Source organism: Microcoleus sp. K1-B1 (assembly GCF_036704705.1).
Classification (GTDB): domain Bacteria; phylum Cyanobacteriota; class Cyanobacteriia; order Cyanobacteriales; family Microcoleaceae; genus Microcoleus.
The window spans coordinates 1-17,885 of record NZ_JAUBSH010000049.1; the positions used below are offsets into that span (position 1 = coordinate 1).

17 protein-coding genes are annotated in these 17,885 nt (G+C 46.6%); 8 read left to right on the forward strand and 9 right to left on the reverse strand.

Going from position 1 to position 17,885, the window contains the following annotated elements; all coding sequences use genetic code 11:
- Nucleotides 1–65 precede the first annotated feature (65 nt).
- Together QUA83_RS18110 and QUA83_RS18115 are read right to left on the reverse strand one after the other, a co-directional pair.
- A complete protein-coding gene (locus QUA83_RS18110; protein WP_333294892.1) occupies nt 66–1,373 on the reverse strand; it encodes a tetratricopeptide repeat protein in 1,308 nt (435 codons plus the stop codon).
- A gap of 439 nt (nt 1,374–1,812) precedes the next feature.
- Nucleotides 1,813–3,033: an FtsW/RodA/SpoVE family cell cycle protein gene (locus tag QUA83_RS18115; RefSeq protein ID WP_333294893.1), complete on the reverse strand. Its 1,221-nt coding sequence runs from the start codon at nt 3,031–3,033 to the stop codon at nt 1,813–1,815.
- A gap of 36 nt (nt 3,034–3,069) precedes the next feature.
- Here QUA83_RS18115 and QUA83_RS18120 point away from each other — a divergent pair, with 36 nt between their 5' ends.
- Nucleotides 3,070–3,492 carry an EamA family transporter gene (locus QUA83_RS18120; protein ID WP_333294895.1) on the forward strand — a complete coding sequence of 141 codons (423 nt, stop codon included), beginning with the start codon at nt 3,070–3,072 and terminating at the stop codon, nt 3,490–3,492.
- A 118-nt stretch (nt 3,493–3,610) separates the two neighbouring features.
- On the opposite strand, the gene QUA83_RS18125 is transcribed toward QUA83_RS18120, so the two are convergent.
- The 3 genes from QUA83_RS18125 to apcA all read right to left on the reverse strand — a co-directional run bounded on the left by QUA83_RS18125 (nt 3,611) and on the right by apcA (nt 5,302).
- Nucleotides 3,611–3,814: a phycobilisome linker polypeptide gene (locus QUA83_RS18125; RefSeq protein ID WP_006634929.1), complete on the reverse strand. Its 204-nt coding sequence runs from the start codon at nt 3,812–3,814 to the stop codon at nt 3,611–3,613.
- 340 nt (nt 3,815–4,154) lie between these two features.
- Nucleotides 4,155–4,640 carry an allophycocyanin subunit beta gene (apcB, locus tag QUA83_RS18130; RefSeq protein ID WP_006634930.1) on the reverse strand — a complete coding sequence of 162 codons (486 nt, stop codon included), beginning with the start codon at nt 4,638–4,640 and terminating at the stop codon, nt 4,155–4,157.
- A gap of 176 nt (nt 4,641–4,816) precedes the next feature.
- Nucleotides 4,817–5,302, reverse strand: coding sequence for an allophycocyanin subunit alpha (gene apcA / locus QUA83_RS18135; RefSeq protein ID WP_333264621.1), 486 nt, complete (start codon nt 5,300–5,302; stop codon nt 4,817–4,819).
- A 1,047-nt stretch (nt 5,303–6,349) separates the two neighbouring features.
- Here apcA and QUA83_RS18140 point away from each other — a divergent pair.
- The gene (locus QUA83_RS18140; RefSeq protein WP_333294896.1) at nt 6,350–7,552 is read left to right on the forward strand and encodes a hypothetical protein; all 1,203 of its coding nucleotides are present in this window, start codon (nt 6,350–6,352) and stop codon (nt 7,550–7,552) included.
- 194 nt (nt 7,553–7,746) lie between these two features.
- On the opposite strand, the gene QUA83_RS18145 is transcribed toward QUA83_RS18140, so the two are convergent.
- Complete coding sequence (locus tag QUA83_RS18145) at nt 7,747–8,331, reverse strand: endonuclease dU (RefSeq protein WP_333294897.1); 585 nt, start codon at nt 8,329–8,331, stop codon at nt 7,747–7,749.
- A 98-nt stretch (nt 8,332–8,429) separates the two neighbouring features.
- On the opposite strand from QUA83_RS18145, the gene glpK reads away from it, so the two are divergent.
- The 4 genes from glpK to QUA83_RS18165 all read left to right on the forward strand — a co-directional run bounded on the left by glpK (nt 8,430) and on the right by QUA83_RS18165 (nt 11,632).
- Nucleotides 8,430–9,917 carry a glycerol kinase GlpK gene (gene glpK / locus QUA83_RS18150; RefSeq protein ID WP_333294898.1) on the forward strand — a complete coding sequence of 496 codons (1,488 nt, stop codon included), beginning with the start codon at nt 8,430–8,432 and terminating at the stop codon, nt 9,915–9,917.
- Between the two features lie 73 nt (nt 9,918–9,990).
- A complete protein-coding gene (locus tag QUA83_RS18155; protein ID WP_333294899.1) occupies nt 9,991–10,362 on the forward strand; it encodes a c-type cytochrome in 372 nt (123 codons plus the stop codon).
- A gap of 280 nt (nt 10,363–10,642) precedes the next feature.
- On the forward strand, nt 10,643–11,092 hold the full coding sequence (locus tag QUA83_RS18160) for a DUF3122 domain-containing protein (RefSeq protein ID WP_333294935.1): 450 nt from the start codon (nt 10,643–10,645) through the stop codon (nt 11,090–11,092).
- A gap of 324 nt (nt 11,093–11,416) precedes the next feature.
- A complete protein-coding gene (locus tag QUA83_RS18165; RefSeq protein ID WP_333044240.1) occupies nt 11,417–11,632 on the forward strand; it encodes a hypothetical protein in 216 nt (71 codons plus the stop codon).
- 169 nt (nt 11,633–11,801) lie between these two features.
- Here the strand turns inward: QUA83_RS18165 and QUA83_RS18170 are convergent, their stop codons facing one another.
- Nucleotides 11,802–14,894: a pentapeptide repeat-containing protein gene (locus QUA83_RS18170; RefSeq protein ID WP_333294900.1), complete on the reverse strand. Its 3,093-nt coding sequence runs from the start codon at nt 14,892–14,894 to the stop codon at nt 11,802–11,804.
- Between the two features lie 270 nt (nt 14,895–15,164).
- Between QUA83_RS18170 and rplU the strand changes: the two genes are divergently transcribed.
- Nucleotides 15,165–15,557 (forward strand): 50S ribosomal protein L21, encoded by a 393-nt coding sequence (rplU, locus tag QUA83_RS18175; RefSeq protein ID WP_333036112.1) that lies wholly within the window; start codon nt 15,165–15,167, stop codon nt 15,555–15,557.
- Nucleotides 15,558–15,584: 27 nt separating this feature from the next.
- Complete coding sequence (gene rpmA / locus QUA83_RS18180) at nt 15,585–15,872, forward strand: 50S ribosomal protein L27 (RefSeq protein WP_333264627.1); 288 nt, start codon at nt 15,585–15,587, stop codon at nt 15,870–15,872.
- Between the two features lie 209 nt (nt 15,873–16,081).
- On the opposite strand, the gene thiS is transcribed toward rpmA, so the two are convergent.
- Nucleotides 16,082–16,294, reverse strand: coding sequence for a sulfur carrier protein ThiS (thiS, locus tag QUA83_RS18185; RefSeq protein ID WP_333294901.1), 213 nt, complete (start codon nt 16,292–16,294; stop codon nt 16,082–16,084).
- 97 nt (nt 16,295–16,391) lie between these two features.
- Entirely contained in the window at nt 16,392–17,474 is a 1,083-nt protein-coding gene (locus QUA83_RS18190; RefSeq protein ID WP_333294903.1) for a thiamine phosphate synthase, read from the reverse strand.
- Between the last annotated feature and the right edge of the window lie 411 nt (nt 17,475–17,885).

Below are 17,885 nucleotides of genomic sequence, written 5' to 3' on the forward strand. Positions count from 1 at the left end.
ACGTCTTAAGTTTAACTCCAATTAGGTAACTTAATATTTTGTTACATAGATTGGTTTTTTCCCGCCTACCTACTTAGGGTTTTCTCTGCTGCTGGGAGATTGCCAGAGTTGGCGAGAGCCAATCCTAGATTGTTGAGAGCCGCCCCCTCGCTTTGGCGGTGTTTAATTTCGCGCGCGATCGCCAACTGCTGCTGAGCGTACTCGATCGCTTTGGCGTAGTCGCCGAGGTAAAAGTAAGCAGTTCCCAGATTTCCCAGAGCCCCCCCCTCGCTTTCGCGGTCTTTAATTTCTCGCACGATCGCCAATACCTGCTGAGCGTACTCAATGGCTTTGGCGTAGTCGTCGAGGTAAAAGTAAGCAGTTCCCAGATTTCCCAGAGCCCCCCCCTCACTTTGGCGGTGTTTAATTTCTCGGGCGATCGCCAAATACTGCTGAGTGTACTCGATCGCTTTGGCGTAGTCGCCGAGGGAAAGGTAAGCACTTCCCAGATTTCCCAGAGCTTTCCCCTCACTTTCGCGGTCTTTAATTTCTCGGGCGATCGCCAACCACTGCTGAGCGTAATCGATCGCTTTGGCGTAGTCGCCGATGTTACGGTAAGCAGTTCCCAGATTTCCCAGAGCCCCCCCCTCACTTTTGCGGTGTTTAATTTCTCGGGCGATCGCCAAATGCTGCTGAGCGTACTCGATCGCTTTGGCGTAGTCGCCGAGGGAATCGTAAGCAAGTCCCAGATTTCCCAGAGCCCCCCCCTCACTTTGGCGGTGTTTAATTTCTCGGGCGATCGCCAAATGCTGCTGAGCGTACTCGATCGCTTTGGCGTAGTCGCCGATGTTACGGTAAGCACTTCCGAGACTTCCCAGAGCTTTCCCCTCGCCTTGGCGGTCTTTAATTTCTCGCGCGATCGCCAACACCTGCTGAGTGTACTCGATCCCTTTGGCGTAGTCGCCGAGGGAAAAGTAAGCACTTCCCAGATTACCCAGAGCTCTCGCCTCGCTTTGGCGGTCTTTAATTTCTCGCGCGATCGCCAACACCTGCTGAGTGTACTCGATGGCTTTGGCGTAGTCGCCGAGGGAATCGTAAGCAAGTCCCAGATTTCCCAGAGCTTTCCCCTCGCTTTGGCGGTCTTTTATTTCTCGATAAATTATTAGTGCCTGTTGCCAAGACTGCAATGCAGCTTGAAATTGACTAATCTGATACTGCTGAAGCCCTTGCTTGAACAGTCGGTCTGCTTCGGCTTTCCGCTCAGCTTGGGTTTGAGCCAAGGCCTGAGAATTGATGATTTTAAATTGAGAATTAGGGATAAACCGAAACTCACCTACAGTCAGCGCCGCTAAGATTGAGATCAGTGCCGACCATCCAATTTTTTGCAGTTTCATAACTTTTGAGAGAGCTCTGGTTTGAATATCCGCTTGACACATCAAAATATTGCTAACACTTATTAAAGCTCAAATGCCACTCCATGAGAATTGTCTGTCTTGATTTTCCTCCCCCTATCTACAGCAACACATTTGTAGCCGGAAAAGATATCATTAAGCGGTGCATCTATTTAGGACTAAACTCAATGGCTAACTCAACTCAAGAAACACCGCAACCAGACAAAAAAGAATTAACTGAGATCACAGCTAAACCTCAAGAACAACAAGAAGAACCGCCAAATAAAGGTGACGGGCGGAAATAGTCGATCGCTCGGAATGATACCGCAGCAGAAGATAAAGAAACCGGGTTTTTTGACTTTTATTGAAGGTTTTAACCAAATATTGTGGTTAAAAAACCCGGTTTCTAGTCATCCGCGAGTTTAGGAAATAACTTGACAAATTATTCGGGTTGTGGAGTGCCGTTGTTCGATGGCAACTTCGGCTTTCCCGACTTTCCACGGAGGCCGTTTAAAGAAACCACATCAGCCTCAGAACTCTCCCTAGCCACCCGAATCAGCAACCCCGACAACAACAAACTTGCCAACATCGAAGAACCCCCGTAACTAAAAAACGGCAGCGGCAAACCCGTAGTCGGCAAAACCCCCGTCGCCACCCCAATATTCAGCAACGACTGTCCCACCATCACCACCATCACCCCAATCGCCACCAACTGAGACTCAATATTCCGGGCCTTCATCGCTACCCTCAAAGCCACAGTAGAGTAAGCCGCCAACATCAGCAACAGCGAGAAACCTCCCACCAAACCAAACTCCTCAGCAAACACAGCAAAAATAAAATCGCTGTACTGAATCGGCAAATAAAATAACTTTTGCTGCGACATCCCCAAACCCACACCCCAAATGCCCCCAGAACCCACAGCCAGGAGACTTTGAATCAACTGATAGCCGTCTTGCATCGGATCAGCCCAAGGATTGAGGAAAGACATAATCCGGCGGCGCTGATATTCCCTAAAACTAATACTTAAAACGGCTAAAAGCATTCCCCCCATAGCCGTTGCGCCCAACTGCAAGTAAGGCAAGCCCGCCGCCAAAGCCACCAACCACAAAGTCATCCCGCACAAAGCCGTGGTACTTAAATTTGGCTGCAACAAAATTCCCAAAAGCATTGCACCGAAAATTAACAGCCAAGTTAAGCGAACTTTATTCGTCAACCGGGACCAGTTGCCGAAAATGCGGGCGCTTTGGAGAACAAAAAACGGCTTGATCAACTCAGAAGGTTGAATAATCGGAACCGGGCCCAGAGATATCCAGCGAGTCGCCCCGTTGATTGTTGTTCCCACCCCCGGAACTAAGGTCAACCAGAGCAATCCCAGCAGCAACAAAACGCCTAACTGAGATGTTTTCATCAGGTAGCGCAGGGGGGAGTATACCATCAAGTTAAAACCGGCCAGCCCGATCGCCACTGCGATTAGCTGTCGTTTAAAATAATAAAGGCCGTCTCCAAATTCATAATTTGCAATGGGATAGGAAGCCGAAAACAATGCTGTCAGCCCGACAAACAGCCACAGAAAAGTTAGCCACCTCAGCCACCGAGCCTCAGCGGCCCATTGAGACGCGCTGGGGTCAAAAAAAGGAATCAAGCGTCGAATGTCATTAGCCATAGGATTTTAGAACGATCTCAATAAACTCTAACAAAGATGGCTAAAGCACCAGATTGGTTAATTTACGCATTAATCTGTTCGCTATTATATGGTTTGTGGGGATTTTTTGGGAATTTAGCGACTAAATATATTGACTACAAAACTGCTTTTGTTTATGAAGCAATTGGCGCTATTTTAACTACTTTATTTATTATTATCAAAACTAATAATTTTAGTTTTGAGGGAGATGTTAGGGGAATTTTGTTTGCCATGTTAGTTGGCGTTTGTGGCACTGTGGCATCATTAGTATTTTTTATAGCCCTTGGCAAAGGTGAAGTTGCCAATGTAGTGAGTGTTACGTCTATCTACCCGCTGATTACTATATTATTATCGTCTTTATTCTTGAAAGAGGCTATTACGTTACCACAAATGCTTGCTGTTTTGTTAGCGATAATCGCAGTTATACTTTCTGCTTATTAAAATATTTGTCAATGATTAAATTAACAACGCTGGACATTCTTTCTTCTGCTATAACTATAACAAACAAAAAAGAGGTCGATCGCGACCTCTTACCCCTCTACTAATCCAGCTTCGGCTCTTACAGTAGACCTGTATTAGCTCCGGGCTTACCGGTAGCCAGTTGCACTTTAATAATTCTGCCGCCCATTTTCATAATTCTTTGCTGTTCCCGGAACCAGTTGTCGTAAGGAACGAGCTTAGTAAAATAGGTATTTTGCAATTCGCGCTGAGTGCGGATGCGGGTTTGACTTGGGACGCAAGCAGTCACCTTAAACATTCTCATGGGAAACTAACTCCTGAGTAGGTTTACAGATTATTAGATGGATTTTTTAAAGATTGAAGGCAGGGAGTTAGGAGTCAAAACTAGCTCGTTAAAACTCGTCGGGCTTTCTCGACCAGCCTTTGACGGTCTAGCAATCACTCTCAACTTCCCTGACCTCTTTTCAAAGTCAAAGGTAACAAGTCCAAAGTAAAAAGTGAAAAGTTAAAAGAGGCAAGAAATAAATCTTCTTCCTTCTTCCGACTTCCATCGGACTGAAATCTGTTACATCCGTTACATCCGTTACATCCGTTACAGAATCCGTTGCCGAACTTCCTTCTTCCTTCTTCCTTCTTCCTGAGTCTTAGCTCAAGCCAGAGCAGATGTAGTCGAAATAGACGCCCATTTCTTTACCAGCGTCAGAACCGACCAAACCGGCGGTGACTTCTTTCATTGCTTGGATTGCTTGTACGGTAGAACCGATGGGCACGCCCAAGGAGTTGTAGGTTTCTTTCAAACCGTTGAGCACGCGCTCATCGAGGATGGAAGGGTCGCCAGCCAACATAGCGTAGGTGGCATAGCGGAGGTAGTAGTCCAAGTCGCGGATGCAAGCTGCATAACGACGAGTGGTGTACATATTGCCGCCGGGACGAGTTACATCAGAGTACAACAGAGACTTAGCAACTGCTTCTTTGACGATTGTGGCTGCATTAGCGCTGATGGCGGTAGCGGCGCGGACGCGCAGTTCGCCAGAAGCAAAGTAGTTCTTGAGCTTGTCTAGAGCGCTGATGTCGAGGTACTTACCTTGAACGTCAGAGGAATTGATAACGGCGGTAATTGCGTCTTGCATGGTTGTCTTGTTTCCTAGAAAGTGGCTGAGTCAGTCCAATTTTGGAGCTAGAATTTGGAATTTGGGATTTGGGATTTGAGATTTTTAACTGGCTGGTTATTTGCAAAAGCTTTTAACTTGTTGCCGGCAACCCCCAATTTTTCAATCTAAAATCGAAAACCTAAAATCAAAATTCCTTACTGCATCGCACCGATAACGTAGTCGAAGTAAGAGGAAGCTTCGGAAGCGTCTTCTCCAGACAGCAGCGAGCTTGCTGCACTTTTCATAGCGCGAACGCCTTCGGCGACGGCTTCAATCGGGGTGCCGAGAGATTTGTACATTTCGCGGACGCCGACAATACCGATTTCTTCGATCGGAGTAATGTCGCCAGCTACGATTCCGTAGGTGATCAAACGCAGGTAGTAGTCCATGTCGCGCAAGCAAGTTGCGGTCATTTCTTCGCCGTAAGCGTTGCCGCCGGGAGAAACAACATCAGGGCGCTTTTGGAAAAGTTGGTCGCCTGCTTGCTTGACGATGCGTTCGCGGGATTCGCTCAAAATTTGGGCGATGCGGACGCGGCGTTCACCAGAGGTGACGAAGCTTTTGATCCGATCTAATTCACCTGGGCTCAAGTAGCGAGCTTCGGCGTCTGCGTTGACGATTGATTTGGTGACGATACTCATCTTGTGTGTACCCGCTGGATATTTTGCTATATGAACTGCTTTGCGCTGAGCTAGCGAAGGCGGGCGCTTGCGTCCCGTATCTTTCCTGCTCAGGCAGGAGCTTTGACGGGGAAGGCTGGACTTTCCACAGCCAGCAACTGTTGAAGTTGTTGGCGGGTGACTGCCTTCGGTGCTTAACGGCGCTCGTTCTTCACGCCGGTGCGGTTGTGAGTGCTCGCACTAAGCCTGTCGCTTACAATACCACAAATGACTGATGCGATCTTTAATTTATGATCGAGATTGCAGCAGGCCACTTAGTGGCGATCGAGTGACTGTCGGGCAGTTAGTAAGGATATTGCTTCTCTGACACAACTACCTCTCGCAAGTATTTTGAGGCATTATGTTCACATTCTGAGTGTTACTGTAATAGTTTGTAACATTCCTTTTCATATTTGGGCCCTCGCTTGGGTCTTCTCCGTTAAAATTTCACCGATTAAAAATTGCTAAAATTATCTGGCAGCAATGGTTACAGGCGATCGAGCCTTGAGCGGGAATTGTGACGGACGAGGGCGCGAGGATCAAAGGCTTGGCCCTGAGAGGGAGACAAGCGGGATATGGGGGGACAGAGGCGGGGAGCATTGGTGTCAACTTAAGCTTTTAGTCCACCAGTCCTCTCGCTCACCCGGCAGTCCGCCAGGGAATGAATTCCCTGTCTCATAGCGAAAGTCCTCTAAAAGAGGACTGAAGAACTCATTAGTCCTCGCTTCGCGAGGACTTTGGCTTTGAGGTTCTTGTTTCCACCCCTGACGGACTATCGGTTTTACCTTAAGTTGACACCAGTGAGGGGGGAGATGTGCGACCGTCTCACATCTTGCAGCATTCTCAATAAGTTTTGGATGGGCGGGATCTGGGGCCCAACTTTTACTCCCCGCAAGAACACTCACTCTTTGTGTTTGTGGAACAGGCATCTTGCCTGTTCTCGATCACGATGCCAGATATAAAATTATCGGAAATCCTAACTTTCGAGCTTGTAGCTAGATTTGACTCTCACTTTTAATCTGGTGCGCCGTGAAAAGAAATCTATCAGCCCTTAAAAAAGCTTTGCAGTTTGGCATTAGCGGTGCAGTCGGCGGTTTCGTCGGCAATCTAATCACCGAACCTTTCATGCAGCGACTCCCTGGTTCGGAATCTTTTTCTGATAGTGTATTGTCTACAGGTCGCTGGTTTGGATTGGTAGGCGGTGGTATTGCTACGGCTATCATGTTCGGCTATTATTACTATATCAAAGGTAAGCCTCAAATTAAACAGGCTTTAAAAAATGGCGGATTGTTTGGTTTAATAGCAGGAGCCATTTCTGGGGCGATCGCAGAAGGTATTTATAGCGGAATTGGCGACGGAAACAACGAATTATTGCGAGTAATTTGCTGGGGAATAGCTGGCAGTTTGTTAGGACTGGGACTTGCACAGCGGATTCCTAATTTGGGAGCGCTTCGCGGCACGGGAGGCGGCGGTGTTGGGGGAGTTTTGGGCGGCTGTTTGTTTATTCTGTTTGCTTACAATTTATCCGGTACGGCGGGCCGTTTAGCTGGCTGTGCTGCGATCGGTTTTTGGATTGGCATCATGCTCGTTGTAGCCGAAACTTTGTTCAACAAAGCTTGGCTGGTAATTAGTTACGATACGGGAGCAAATCGCACTCTCACTCTGGGTTCCGAACCGGTGACTTTTGGCAGTGATGAAAATTTGTCTATTATCTGCATTCCTAATGTTTCGCCCCTAGCAATGCGGTTTCAATTGGAAGCAGGTCAAATTGTTTGCGAGAATGTTGATAGCGGGGCGGTGAGTTATTTGCGATCGGGCGACCAAAAGAAAATCGGCAACTGTACAATTACAGTAGGAAACTCTGATTTGCCAGCCCCAACATCGGCAAATATTCCGCCTACCTTTATATCAGATCAGCCCGCAGTAAATTCTGTGACCAGCGGTCAAGTTTCTCTCAAATTAGGCAGTCGAGTTATTCCTCTGAGTGCGGGAACTCAACTATTCACTTCTGACATACCGAGTTTAACAGCCGCAGCATCTAACGGTCTTGTAGCTATAGTCACTTCTCGATCGAGAAACGAGCTTTCGTTAGGATTGACCAATTTGTGCGATCGCGCTTGGTGGGCTACCGACATTCAAGGTGATATAAAAATGGTAGAACCTGAAAGTACCCTAAATTTGGCGTTGGGAACTCAAATCGAATTCGGTGAATTAGACGGCGAAATTGTGTAAGTAAGTGAGTAGAAACTGAGATATTGCACCATTGTCAATAAACCTTTCATGGGCGGGCAGGATGCCCAACCCCACAAGAAAATTTCCTCTTTGTGGAACGGGCATCTTGCCCGTTCTTAAAGGGTTCTCCGACCCACCCCACAAGAAAATTTCCTCTTTGTGGAACGGGCATCTTGCCCGTTCTTAACAATAATTCAAGCAGAACTGCCACTAACTCCAGTAATTACCGCTGCACCAATCAAATGAGCCAAACGCAAAGCTTCAGGAACTTTACCAGTGTCTGTCAAACGCTGGAGAACCCTCGCTATTACTTCTGGTTGTTCGCCGGCAACTTGAAAAAAGAAAGGTTCAAAAGCGTGAATTTTACCAGCGCGGCGCAACAATTCTAAACGGTATTCCGAGTCGGGTAAATGGCGGAGAGCTTTTTCAACAGCAGCTAAATTTGGTTGGCGGCGCATGACAGCAACGCAAGGAATTTGCAGCCGCGATGCTAACTCGGGAAGGTCAATAATATTGAAGCCGCCGAAAGCAATTCCGTCTAGCAAAACCAGATGCAATTGCGGCAGAAATTTGCCTCCGAGGAGTAGCCCAGAAATAGCATCGGTGGCATCTAATCCGTCTGGGAGGACTTGTCCCCACACCATTCCTTCAAATCGAGTTCCCCCGCAGACTATGCCCGCGATCGACACCAGACTGCCGTTTGTACGAGAAAACGGAGCGTCGTCAAAGCCAATGACCTTAATTGTGCGATCGCGCCTGAGCAAATCTGCCAGTTTCAACTTGTGAAGTTCCCTAAGCTAAAGTTTTTGAGATTAGGTTGTGTTTTACATAGTATCATATACGTTAAATAGCTCATTACTAAAAAGGTTTTAGACAAGTGGCAAAAAAATACGTAGCAGCGATCGACCAAGGAACCACCAGCACCAGATTTATCATATTCGATCGCCTGGGACAGAGAATTTGCAGCAACCAACAAGAACACCAGCAAATCTATCCGCAACCGGGATGGGTGGAACACAATCCCGATGAAATTTGGCAGCGCACCCAAAGCGTGATTAAAAATGCCCTCGAAATCGGCAATATCGACCCCAAAGATATTGCTGCACTCGGTATTACAAACCAGCGCGAAACTACAATTGTTTGGGACAGAACAACTGGCAAATCTTACGGCAATGCGATTGTTTGGCAAGATACTCGCACTCGCTTTATTTGCGATCAATTAGCTGAAGTTGAGGGCAAAAACCGATTTCAAAAACGATGCGGTTTGCCGCTGACAACTTATTTCAGCGGGCCGAAAATTAAGTGGATGCTGGACAATATTCCAGGATTGCGCGAAGCGGCAAATCGAGGCGATGCGATTTTTGGCAATGTCGATACTTTTCTGATTTGGCACCTGAGTGGCGGCGTGCACGTTACCGATGTTACCAACGCCAGCCGCACGATGCTGATGGATTTGCAAACCCTTGATTGGGATGCGGAAACTTTGGAAATAATGGCAATTCCCCGCCAGATGCTGCCCGAAATTCGCCCTTCGAGTCAAGTTTTTGGAACTGCAAAAGGATTGCTTGCAGGTGTTCCAATTGCTGCTGCTTTGGGCGATCAGCAAGCCGCCCTCGTCGGGCAAACTTGTTTCAGTCCGGGGGAGGCCAAAAATACTTACGGTACGGGCTGTTTTATGCTGCTGAATACTGGTGAGGCGATCGTCCCTTCAAAAAACGGGTTACTAACAACAGTCGCCTACAAGATGGGGGAATCGCCCGCTGTGTATGCTTTAGAAGGCAGTATTGCGCTCGCCGGAGCTTTAGTGCAGTGGCTGCGGGACAATTTGGGTATCATCAACACATCTGCAGAAGTAGAAACATTAGCAAATACAGTTGAAGATAGCGGTGGAGTTTACGTTGTCCCGGCATTTTCTGGACTCTACGCGCCCTATTGGAAAGACAGCGCCCGGGGAGTAATTGCAGGTTTAACTCGCTACGTGACTAAGGCACACATTGCCCGCGCAGTATTGGAAGCTACAGCGTGGCAAACGCGAGAAGTATTGGAGGCGATGAATCAGGATTCTGCTGTGCAGCTTTTGTCTTTAAAAGTAGACGGAGGTATGGTGGTAAATCATACGCTGATGCAGTTTCAGAGCGATGTTTTGGGAGTGCCTGTGATGCGGCCTGTGGTAGCAGAAACTACTGCACTCGGTGTGGCTTATGCGGCCGGTTTGGCGGTGGGTTTTTGGAGTCAGCTAGCCGAATTGCGGGACAATTGGGCGGTGGATTGTACTTGGGAACCGAAAATGCCGATCGCACTTCGCGAACAAAAATATCGCTTTTGGAAAAAAGCAGTTTCCCGCACATTCGATTGGGAAGAATAAATCGCTGAGTTAACTCAAAAACCGTATTTAGTGATATCATTAAATCCAGCACTATTTTTCAAATTGCAAATAAATGATTTCGCTAAAGAAGTTAAAAAAAATCCTCAGCGCCTTTCTATTGATACTGACACTGGCATTTGTAGAAATCGCCACTAATTCCCAAATGGCTATCGCAGATACAGCTACAAATCCCACAACCGCAGCCGAAGTCTTCAGCACCAATTGTGCAGGTTGTCACATCAACGGCAGCAACATTATCAGGCGCGGCAAAAACTTGAAACAAAAAGCATTAAAAAAATACGGCATGGATTCCATCGCCAACATTTCCAACTTAGTAACCAACGGCAAAGGTATTATGCCCGCTTACAAAGATCGTTTGTCGGAACAACAAATTATCGATGTTTCAGCTTACGTGCTATCCCAAGCTGAAACCGATTGGAAATAAACCCGACTATGTACATGGTAAGACCAGGTTTAGCGCCTAACTTCAGGAAACCAAGCCGAGGTATAATGTAAGGGCAGGTTTAGCGCGTAACTTGGTCATTGATGAATAATCTTTATACAAAACCTGCCTGCTTCTTGTCTTTTATTGTTCATCCCTTAATAATCTCAATACAAACCTGTTTTTTTGTCTCTTTTTGCTAAAAAGTGTAAATTATTGGAGGTATTGCAAGTTGAAAAAACATTATTGTTGGCGTAGAACTTTAACTGTCATTAGCTTGTGTTTGTATCTAATCTTAGCTATCAGCCCGCCCGCTTTCGCCTCGATTCACAAATATCCAGAAACTGCTGAGACAGTAATGTTCCGATCCGTACAAAGCCTGCGCGATACAGAGGATAAAGCATGGCAAGTTGTTTTGTACAAGCGAGTCAAGTCGGGAGTAGTAAAGTCTTTAAATCTGAGATTGGTAGGATTTCCCGGAACAGAATTACAGCACCAGGTTCCGCTGAAAGTTGCGGCGGGCAAGCGCGAAATTGGCAATGCTAATGATATTTGGAAGGAGTCGGATTTGCCAATTAATGTCGGAGAATACGATTTCAAATCAATAATTACACAATTGGAAAGTAATCGACCTTTGCTATTGAGTTTGCCCGTGAAAAATCAAAAAGAAACACAAGTGCTGGTTCCTCCTTTTGCTGTCAGAGAATGGCGGCTGTTGTTAGACAGAAACTAAATATACCAATTTAAGCGCACTCTACATTTAAAAGCGAGGCAATTTCCCATGTCACAAATCGCTATGTTTAAATATGCCTTAAGGTAGATTTAACGTATTTGAAGAATAATGTGACCTGGCAAAAACTAAATATACCAATTGAATAGCACTCTACATTTAAAATCGCTAAAGTTGCAGGGATGTATCAAAAATAACTTTATTTACATAGACCTTAAGGTAGATTTAACCTATTTTAAGGGTAATTATGAAACAAACTAAAAGCTGAGTTAGTCGGTTGACAAAACTCCAGTGTTTTAACGTAGGTGTATTCAGGGTAAATCTACTATGACTTTAATCAGTAAAATTGTCCGAAAAGCTTTGGCAACAGGTTACTTAACGGTTGAGGCCGAAGAACAGTTGCGACAGCAGTTGCAGATGACTAAGTACGGTTTAGAAGATTTTGAGGCTTTTATTAATTTGCAAAAAGAGGTGATGGAGGGTAGGGTAAAACAGCAAGCTTTGGAATTGTTACGATCGCGCAGATGTTCTGTGACGGCTTGAATCCCGTTCGATCGACCTTTTGGATAAAATAAGGTCGATCGACCTTCGTATGTCGATCGGTCTTTCGGGCGCGGACTCTCGGGCCCACCCCACAAGAAAATTCTGTCTTTGTGGAACAGGCCGGAAAGCCTGTCCATAAAAATGATACGCCAAGCCTGGAAAAATGTTTTTACTGTATTCCTAGCTGTCGCCTTAACACTTCTGGAAAATTAACGGCTGTATCCAAACCTCGAACATTCTCCCACTTTGTATTCTCATTCCATTTGACATCGCCAAAAGTGCGATGGCTGAGGTCTGGGTCGCTGAGGTCTGCGCTGCTGAGGTCTGCGCCACTGAGGTCTGCGCCACTGAGGTCTGTGCCGCTGAGGTCTGCGTCGCTGAGGTCTGCGCGGCTGAGGTCTGCGCCACTGAGGTTTGCGTCCCAGAGGTATGCGCCGCTGAGGTTTGCGCGGCTGAGGTCTGCGCTGCTGAGGTTTGCACCGCTGAGGTCTGCGTCGCTGAGGTCTGCGCGGCTGAGGTGTGCGTTGCTGAGGTTTGCACCGCTGAGCTCTGCGTCGCTGAGGTTTGCGCGGCTGAGGTCTGCGCCGCTGAGGTTTGCGTCGCTGAGGTGTGCGCTGCTGAGGTGTGCGCTGCTGAGGTGTGCGCTGCTGAGGTGTGCGCCGCTGAGGTCTGCGTCCCAGAGGTATGCGTCGCTGAGTTCTGCGCCGTTGAGGTTTGCGCCGTTGAGTTTTGCGCCGCCGAGGTCTGCGCCACAGAGTTCTACGCCGCCAAGGTTTGCGCCACTGAGGTTTGCGCCACTGAGGAATGTCCCAACTGTTTGGAGAAAGTCAAAATACCCAACACAACGGCTATAACCGATGAGACGCAACAACCGAATTGCATCGTCAAGTTCACCTTCAGCATTAGGTTTCCCACAAGGATAAAACACCATTTTATCTTTAAATTCAGGTGTCTCTTGACCGTAACGGTGCAACTCCAACAGCAAAATCATCACATTCAAACCAGCATAAACATCTATTTGTCGCTGTCCCAACTCTTGGGTTTTCAATTGATCTCGCAGTAGGCGCATCTTCTTCTGAGGCAAATTTTCCGGCGGCGCATCAATAAATTCCCCCTCGCACCACCGCAGATAAAAATTTTCCAAACGCTCGAATAGCTCTACAGGCCGAAACAGATTTTCCTCGCCAGGAGCAGCCGGAGTTGTTAACAACCCCATCAAATATTCCACAATTTCTTCCGTCAGCGCCCCATAACCCAACAAATCATAAATTTCCCAATCCATCTGAGAGTCTTGAGTATTAAATTTAATACGTTTCTTTCCCGGTTCCGTCCAGTCTTCCAGACTTTGTTTCAATCGTTCCGCACACAGAAATTCACCAAAACTCTTGTGTACAAATTCCACAGAACCTTCTTTACTGCCTTGCTGAAGATAAAAAACCGCCAAAGCATTTCTCAGAGGATTATCGCCAATCGGTATTTGTGCTTTTTCAAGTAAGGCTTTAACCGAGTTGTCTTCTCTCAATCGTTTCTCAATCATCGCTACAGGAGCGCATTCCCCTCCCGACTGCACCACGCACAATCCTGCTTCTGTAAGGATGCGCCGCAAATCTTCTGTCTCCAGTTCGGTCAAATTGCGATTGAGCAATTTAGACCGCTGTTCAGTGAGTACCCAATTCACAGCTTGGTTGTAAATCAAAATTTTTGCTTGAGTGCTGTTAGTTCCTTGAAAATCCTCAACTTTCAAGATTTTGTCCCGGTGCATTGCCGCTAACAGATAAAGCAAGAGCGGTTCTCGCGAGAGTTCTGATTTTACATTATGTGGACAGCATTTATCTTGCAAAAAATTCTGAAAAGCTGAGGTTTTTTCGGCCCCTAGTTGGGCTTCCCACTTGCTCAACCACTGTTGCTGTAGTCCGTCATCCATTATCTGAATTTCGACTCGATCTAAGTTATCTGGCATTTGCCTTTCAATCCCTTGCAAAGCTAAAGTTCTGCCAGTAATCAAAACCCGGTGTCCCATTTCCGAATTCTGATCGCAGTCTCGCTGAAATTGTCCTACTTGCTTGAGAAATTGCTCTAAACCGCCGCTGCTTCTCCCCTCCATCAGCAACTCGTCAAAGCCATCCAAGAAAAACAAATATCGCGTGTTTCTATCTGTCAACCAGCCGTCATCGCTAGCAAAACTAGCATTAACTGCTTCTTTGAGTGTTTCTCGAAAACTCTTTTGCAATATGGGAATATCTCGCAGTCGAATTAACACGGGAGTCCAAACTGGATGCAAATGTTGTCGCACCCAGTCAGCAAACATCCGACAAAAAACGCTCTTGCCGCGTCCGGGTCCAGCTTCGACAAACATTACTTTATTTTCTTTTTTGCCATACTCAAGCAATTTTTTTGCCCAAGTCGCTAAATCGAAAGGTTCTGTATTTTTAACACGATTGGCCTTTTTATCAATTGGCTTTGCTTTCAGAGGCACGTAGATATCTTTGAATGAAAAATTTTCTTTAAATACCGGTTCTAGCGGTAGAGAGGAAATCTGTTCTTGCAGGTAATTGTCAATGCTGTGATATTTCTCCTGTTCCTCCCGCCATTCGCTGATAGAAGGCTGTCCAAGATGTTTCATGGCTTCGCCGGAAACTGCCCAAGCTTCGATCAAATAGCCGTGAGTATTAGCAGCAACTCTCTTTGTCAAAATTTGAGCTTCATCGGCAGTGAGTCCGGCTTGTTGCAGCCGTTCTGACAGCACTAGGTTGAATTCCTTAGCTAATATCGAATCGCGAAAGCAAATAACAGTTTCTTTCGCTGCTTTATCGCTAATTTCTAAATCCGCCAATTTTTTAAGCAACTGCTTGACTTTATCGGAAACCGGAGTTTGCCCGATGCGATTTAACAGACTATCGTCTTGTTCAAGAAAATCCTTAAAACTTTCCAGATAAGCCGCCTGACTGACGAGGAAAATGCACTCAGCTAAAGTCGGCTGCTGTTGAGTTTTTTCGATAAAAAACGCCAGCATTTTCGCCGCAATCCCGACAAATGGCAATCCAGTTCCCACAACTTGAGCTAAGGGAGAGTTCAAAATCTCTAGCAGCAAATTGCTATTGTCCAGCCCTTGTTCTTTGATCATTTTTGCCAATTCGGCGGCTGTTTTCCCAGCTTCTCCGATTCCCTCCGCTGCTTCGGCGGAACACAGTTCTTTGAGATCAGTATTTAAGAATTTCCAGATGCGATTTGCCATTTTTACCTGCTCTATTTCAGAAGACATAATCTGAGAAAATCTACATTTAACTCTGTAAGCATTCCGTAATTCGCCGCCACAAATCAGTTATCAAACTAACAATTAGAAAAGATTAACTCTCTTTTACCTTGACAAAACTACAACAATCCCCAATAATGATAGATTGTCTGTCTAAATCCGGCTCGGATCAGGTTAAGACATTCCAAAAGCTGGAGAGCAGTCAGCCGTCAAAAGTCCACAACGACCAATGACCAATGACTCATCAGCTACCTGTACGGCAATCTCAACAACCATCCCATGACTTACGCAATCATTGAAACCGGCGGCAAACAATTTCGGGTAGAACCAGGCCGCTTCTACGACATCGAACTGCTTCACGTTGAAGCTGAATCCAAAGTCACCATAGACAAAGTATTTCTGATCCAGCACGAAGGCGAGGTTCATATCGGCCAGCCTCTACTAGAAAATGCCACTGTAGAAGGAACGGTTCTCCGGCATTTCCGGGGCCGCAAAGTCCTCGTCTACAAGATGAAGCCGAAAAAGAAAACTCGGAAGAAAAAAGGGCACCGTCAAGAAACAACTCGCTTTATGATTGACTCGATTAGCGTCAACGGTACAGTATTAGCAGCCAGAGACTTAACTCAAGCAGTTGTTGAAACTCCCCAAACCGCCGAAACTGATTCAGAATAAAACATAGTAAATACAGTTGAGGATATTATGGCCCACAAGAAAGGTACAGGCAGTACACGTAACGGACGCGATTCTAATTCTCAGCGTCTGGGTGTCAAAAAGTACGGCGGTCAAGTTGTCAAAGCTGGCAACATTTTGATCCGTCAACGCGGCACTAAAGTTCACCCCGGTAACAATGTTGGTATCGGCAGAGATGATACTCTGTTTGCCATGATTGACGGTGTGGTGACTTTTGAAAGAAAAGGCAAAACTCGCAAGAAAGTCAGCATTTATCCTGTTGTAGCAGCACCTGTGGCTGAACCCGCGGCAGTTTAATTCTACGTTCCTAGGTTCGGCTGATTCTTGATAACTTAACGTCAAACCGATAGTCCGACAGTCCGACAGGGGTTGAAACCCCTGCCTCATAGCGAAAGTCCTCTAAAGAGGACTGAAGAACTCATTAGTCCTCTTGAGAGGACTTTAGCTATTAGCCAGGGAATTCATTCCCTGGCTGAATAGAGGTTTAATTTGTCACCAAATTGTGCCTAACCTCCTCCGACAATTGTGACAACTTCTAAGATGTCGCCCTCTTGCATCTGTGTAGTTTCCCAAAATTGTTTGTGCAGAATTTCCCCGTTGTACTCCACAGCCACCAAGCGCGGGTTTAATCCCAATTGTTTTAGTAATTTTGGTAACGGTGTGTCGATCGCACAATTGCGGGTTTCTCCGTTAACTTGCAGCGCAATTTGATTTATCATCAGTAAAATATCTGTTTTTTGGGCGGGTTTGGTAACAAAATTATATTTTATGCACAGATTTCCTGTGCTAAACCCGCCCTACAAATCGCAAATAAACCTAGCTTTTCCCGTGCAAAGCTTTCTGAGCTTTTAGATTCTGCATCCGAATCAACTGCGAGATGAAAAACTGCGTGACTAAAGTAGGCTGTTCAGCTTCCATAATTGCGCGTACTATGGCAACCCTTTGAGCTCCGGCATTCAATATTTCATCTAGGTTGTTGATATCAATTCCGCCGATCGCAAACCACGGAATCGGCGACTTAGTAGCAGCATACCGCACATAGTCCAAACCCGCCGCCTGTTTATCAGGTTTAGTAGGAGTGGAGTAAACCGGCCCAACTCCAATATAGTCTGCTCCCGCATCAACCGCTCGCTGCATTTCCTCGCCATTCGTAGTCGAACAACCGATGATCCGTCCCGGGCCGAGCAACTTGCGCGCTTCCGCCACAGGCCAATCTCCCTGTCCTAAGTGTACGCCGTCGGCATCCGCTGCAATCGCCAAATCCACGCGATCGTTGACAATCAGCAAAGCATCGTAGCGGTGACAAAGTTCGCAAAGCTTGCGCGCGTTATCCAGCTTTGCGCCGTCGTCTGAGCTTTTGTCGCGGTACTGCACCAAAGTCAGTCCGCCTTGCAAAGCAGCTTCCACGACTCCCATCAAGTTGTCTCTGGGCGAAGTTACAAGGTATAACTGCGATCGAAGTAACTGCTGGTAGCGCCGGTAAGCCAGCAAATCGCTTTCGAGAGTATAAACCCGATAGCGCATCTGCTTAAAAGCCGCGCCCATATTCCGATCGTAAATTTTGCCATACTCTTCCAGTACCCGCAGAGCTTCTTCCACCCGACAGAAATTCGCCTCCAGTAGCTGCTGAATGCTCGAACGCTGCTCTTCCTGCGGGTGAGTCAACTCCGTACCCGGATCAGCCGGCGTATCCCTAGCACTGCGAAGTTCTGCGACGTGCCAAGCAGCCAATTCTTGACGCAGTTGCTTGCACTCGCCAGCTAAATCGGCGCTGTTGAGACCAAACCTGCACCATTCTTCAATAATTCTCAACCCTTCGCGCGATCGATCTAAATTTGCATCTAAAATCCGGCAGAGGGCTGGCTGTGCCGGTAAAGTTCTGTTTTGTTTGTCGGTCATTCAGAACCACCCTAATTATAATTAATCTTACCAATCAACCCGCTACATTCTCCCACGCCGTGAAGATCGTAGCAAAGCGATCGGCCTAATTTTTACTTCAACCGATTTAATAGATATCTTGCTCTCGTCAAATTCACCCCCCTTAGTCCCCCCTTATTAAGGGGGGAAACAAGAATAATCTTGCCCCCTCCCCTTACTAAGGGGAGGGTTGGGGTGGGGTGCATTGTATTTTTGCAAGAGTTCTAATTTAGACAAATTTTTAAGTTTTATTGAATTTGAGAAAAACGAAGCATAATAGATCAAACTTGATGAGAGTGAAATCGTTAAGCTGCATACCACACTTGGGAGGAGAGCCGTGAGGTTAGCAGAACAACACAAAAGATTAAGGGAGAACAACCCAAGCAAGCGGGC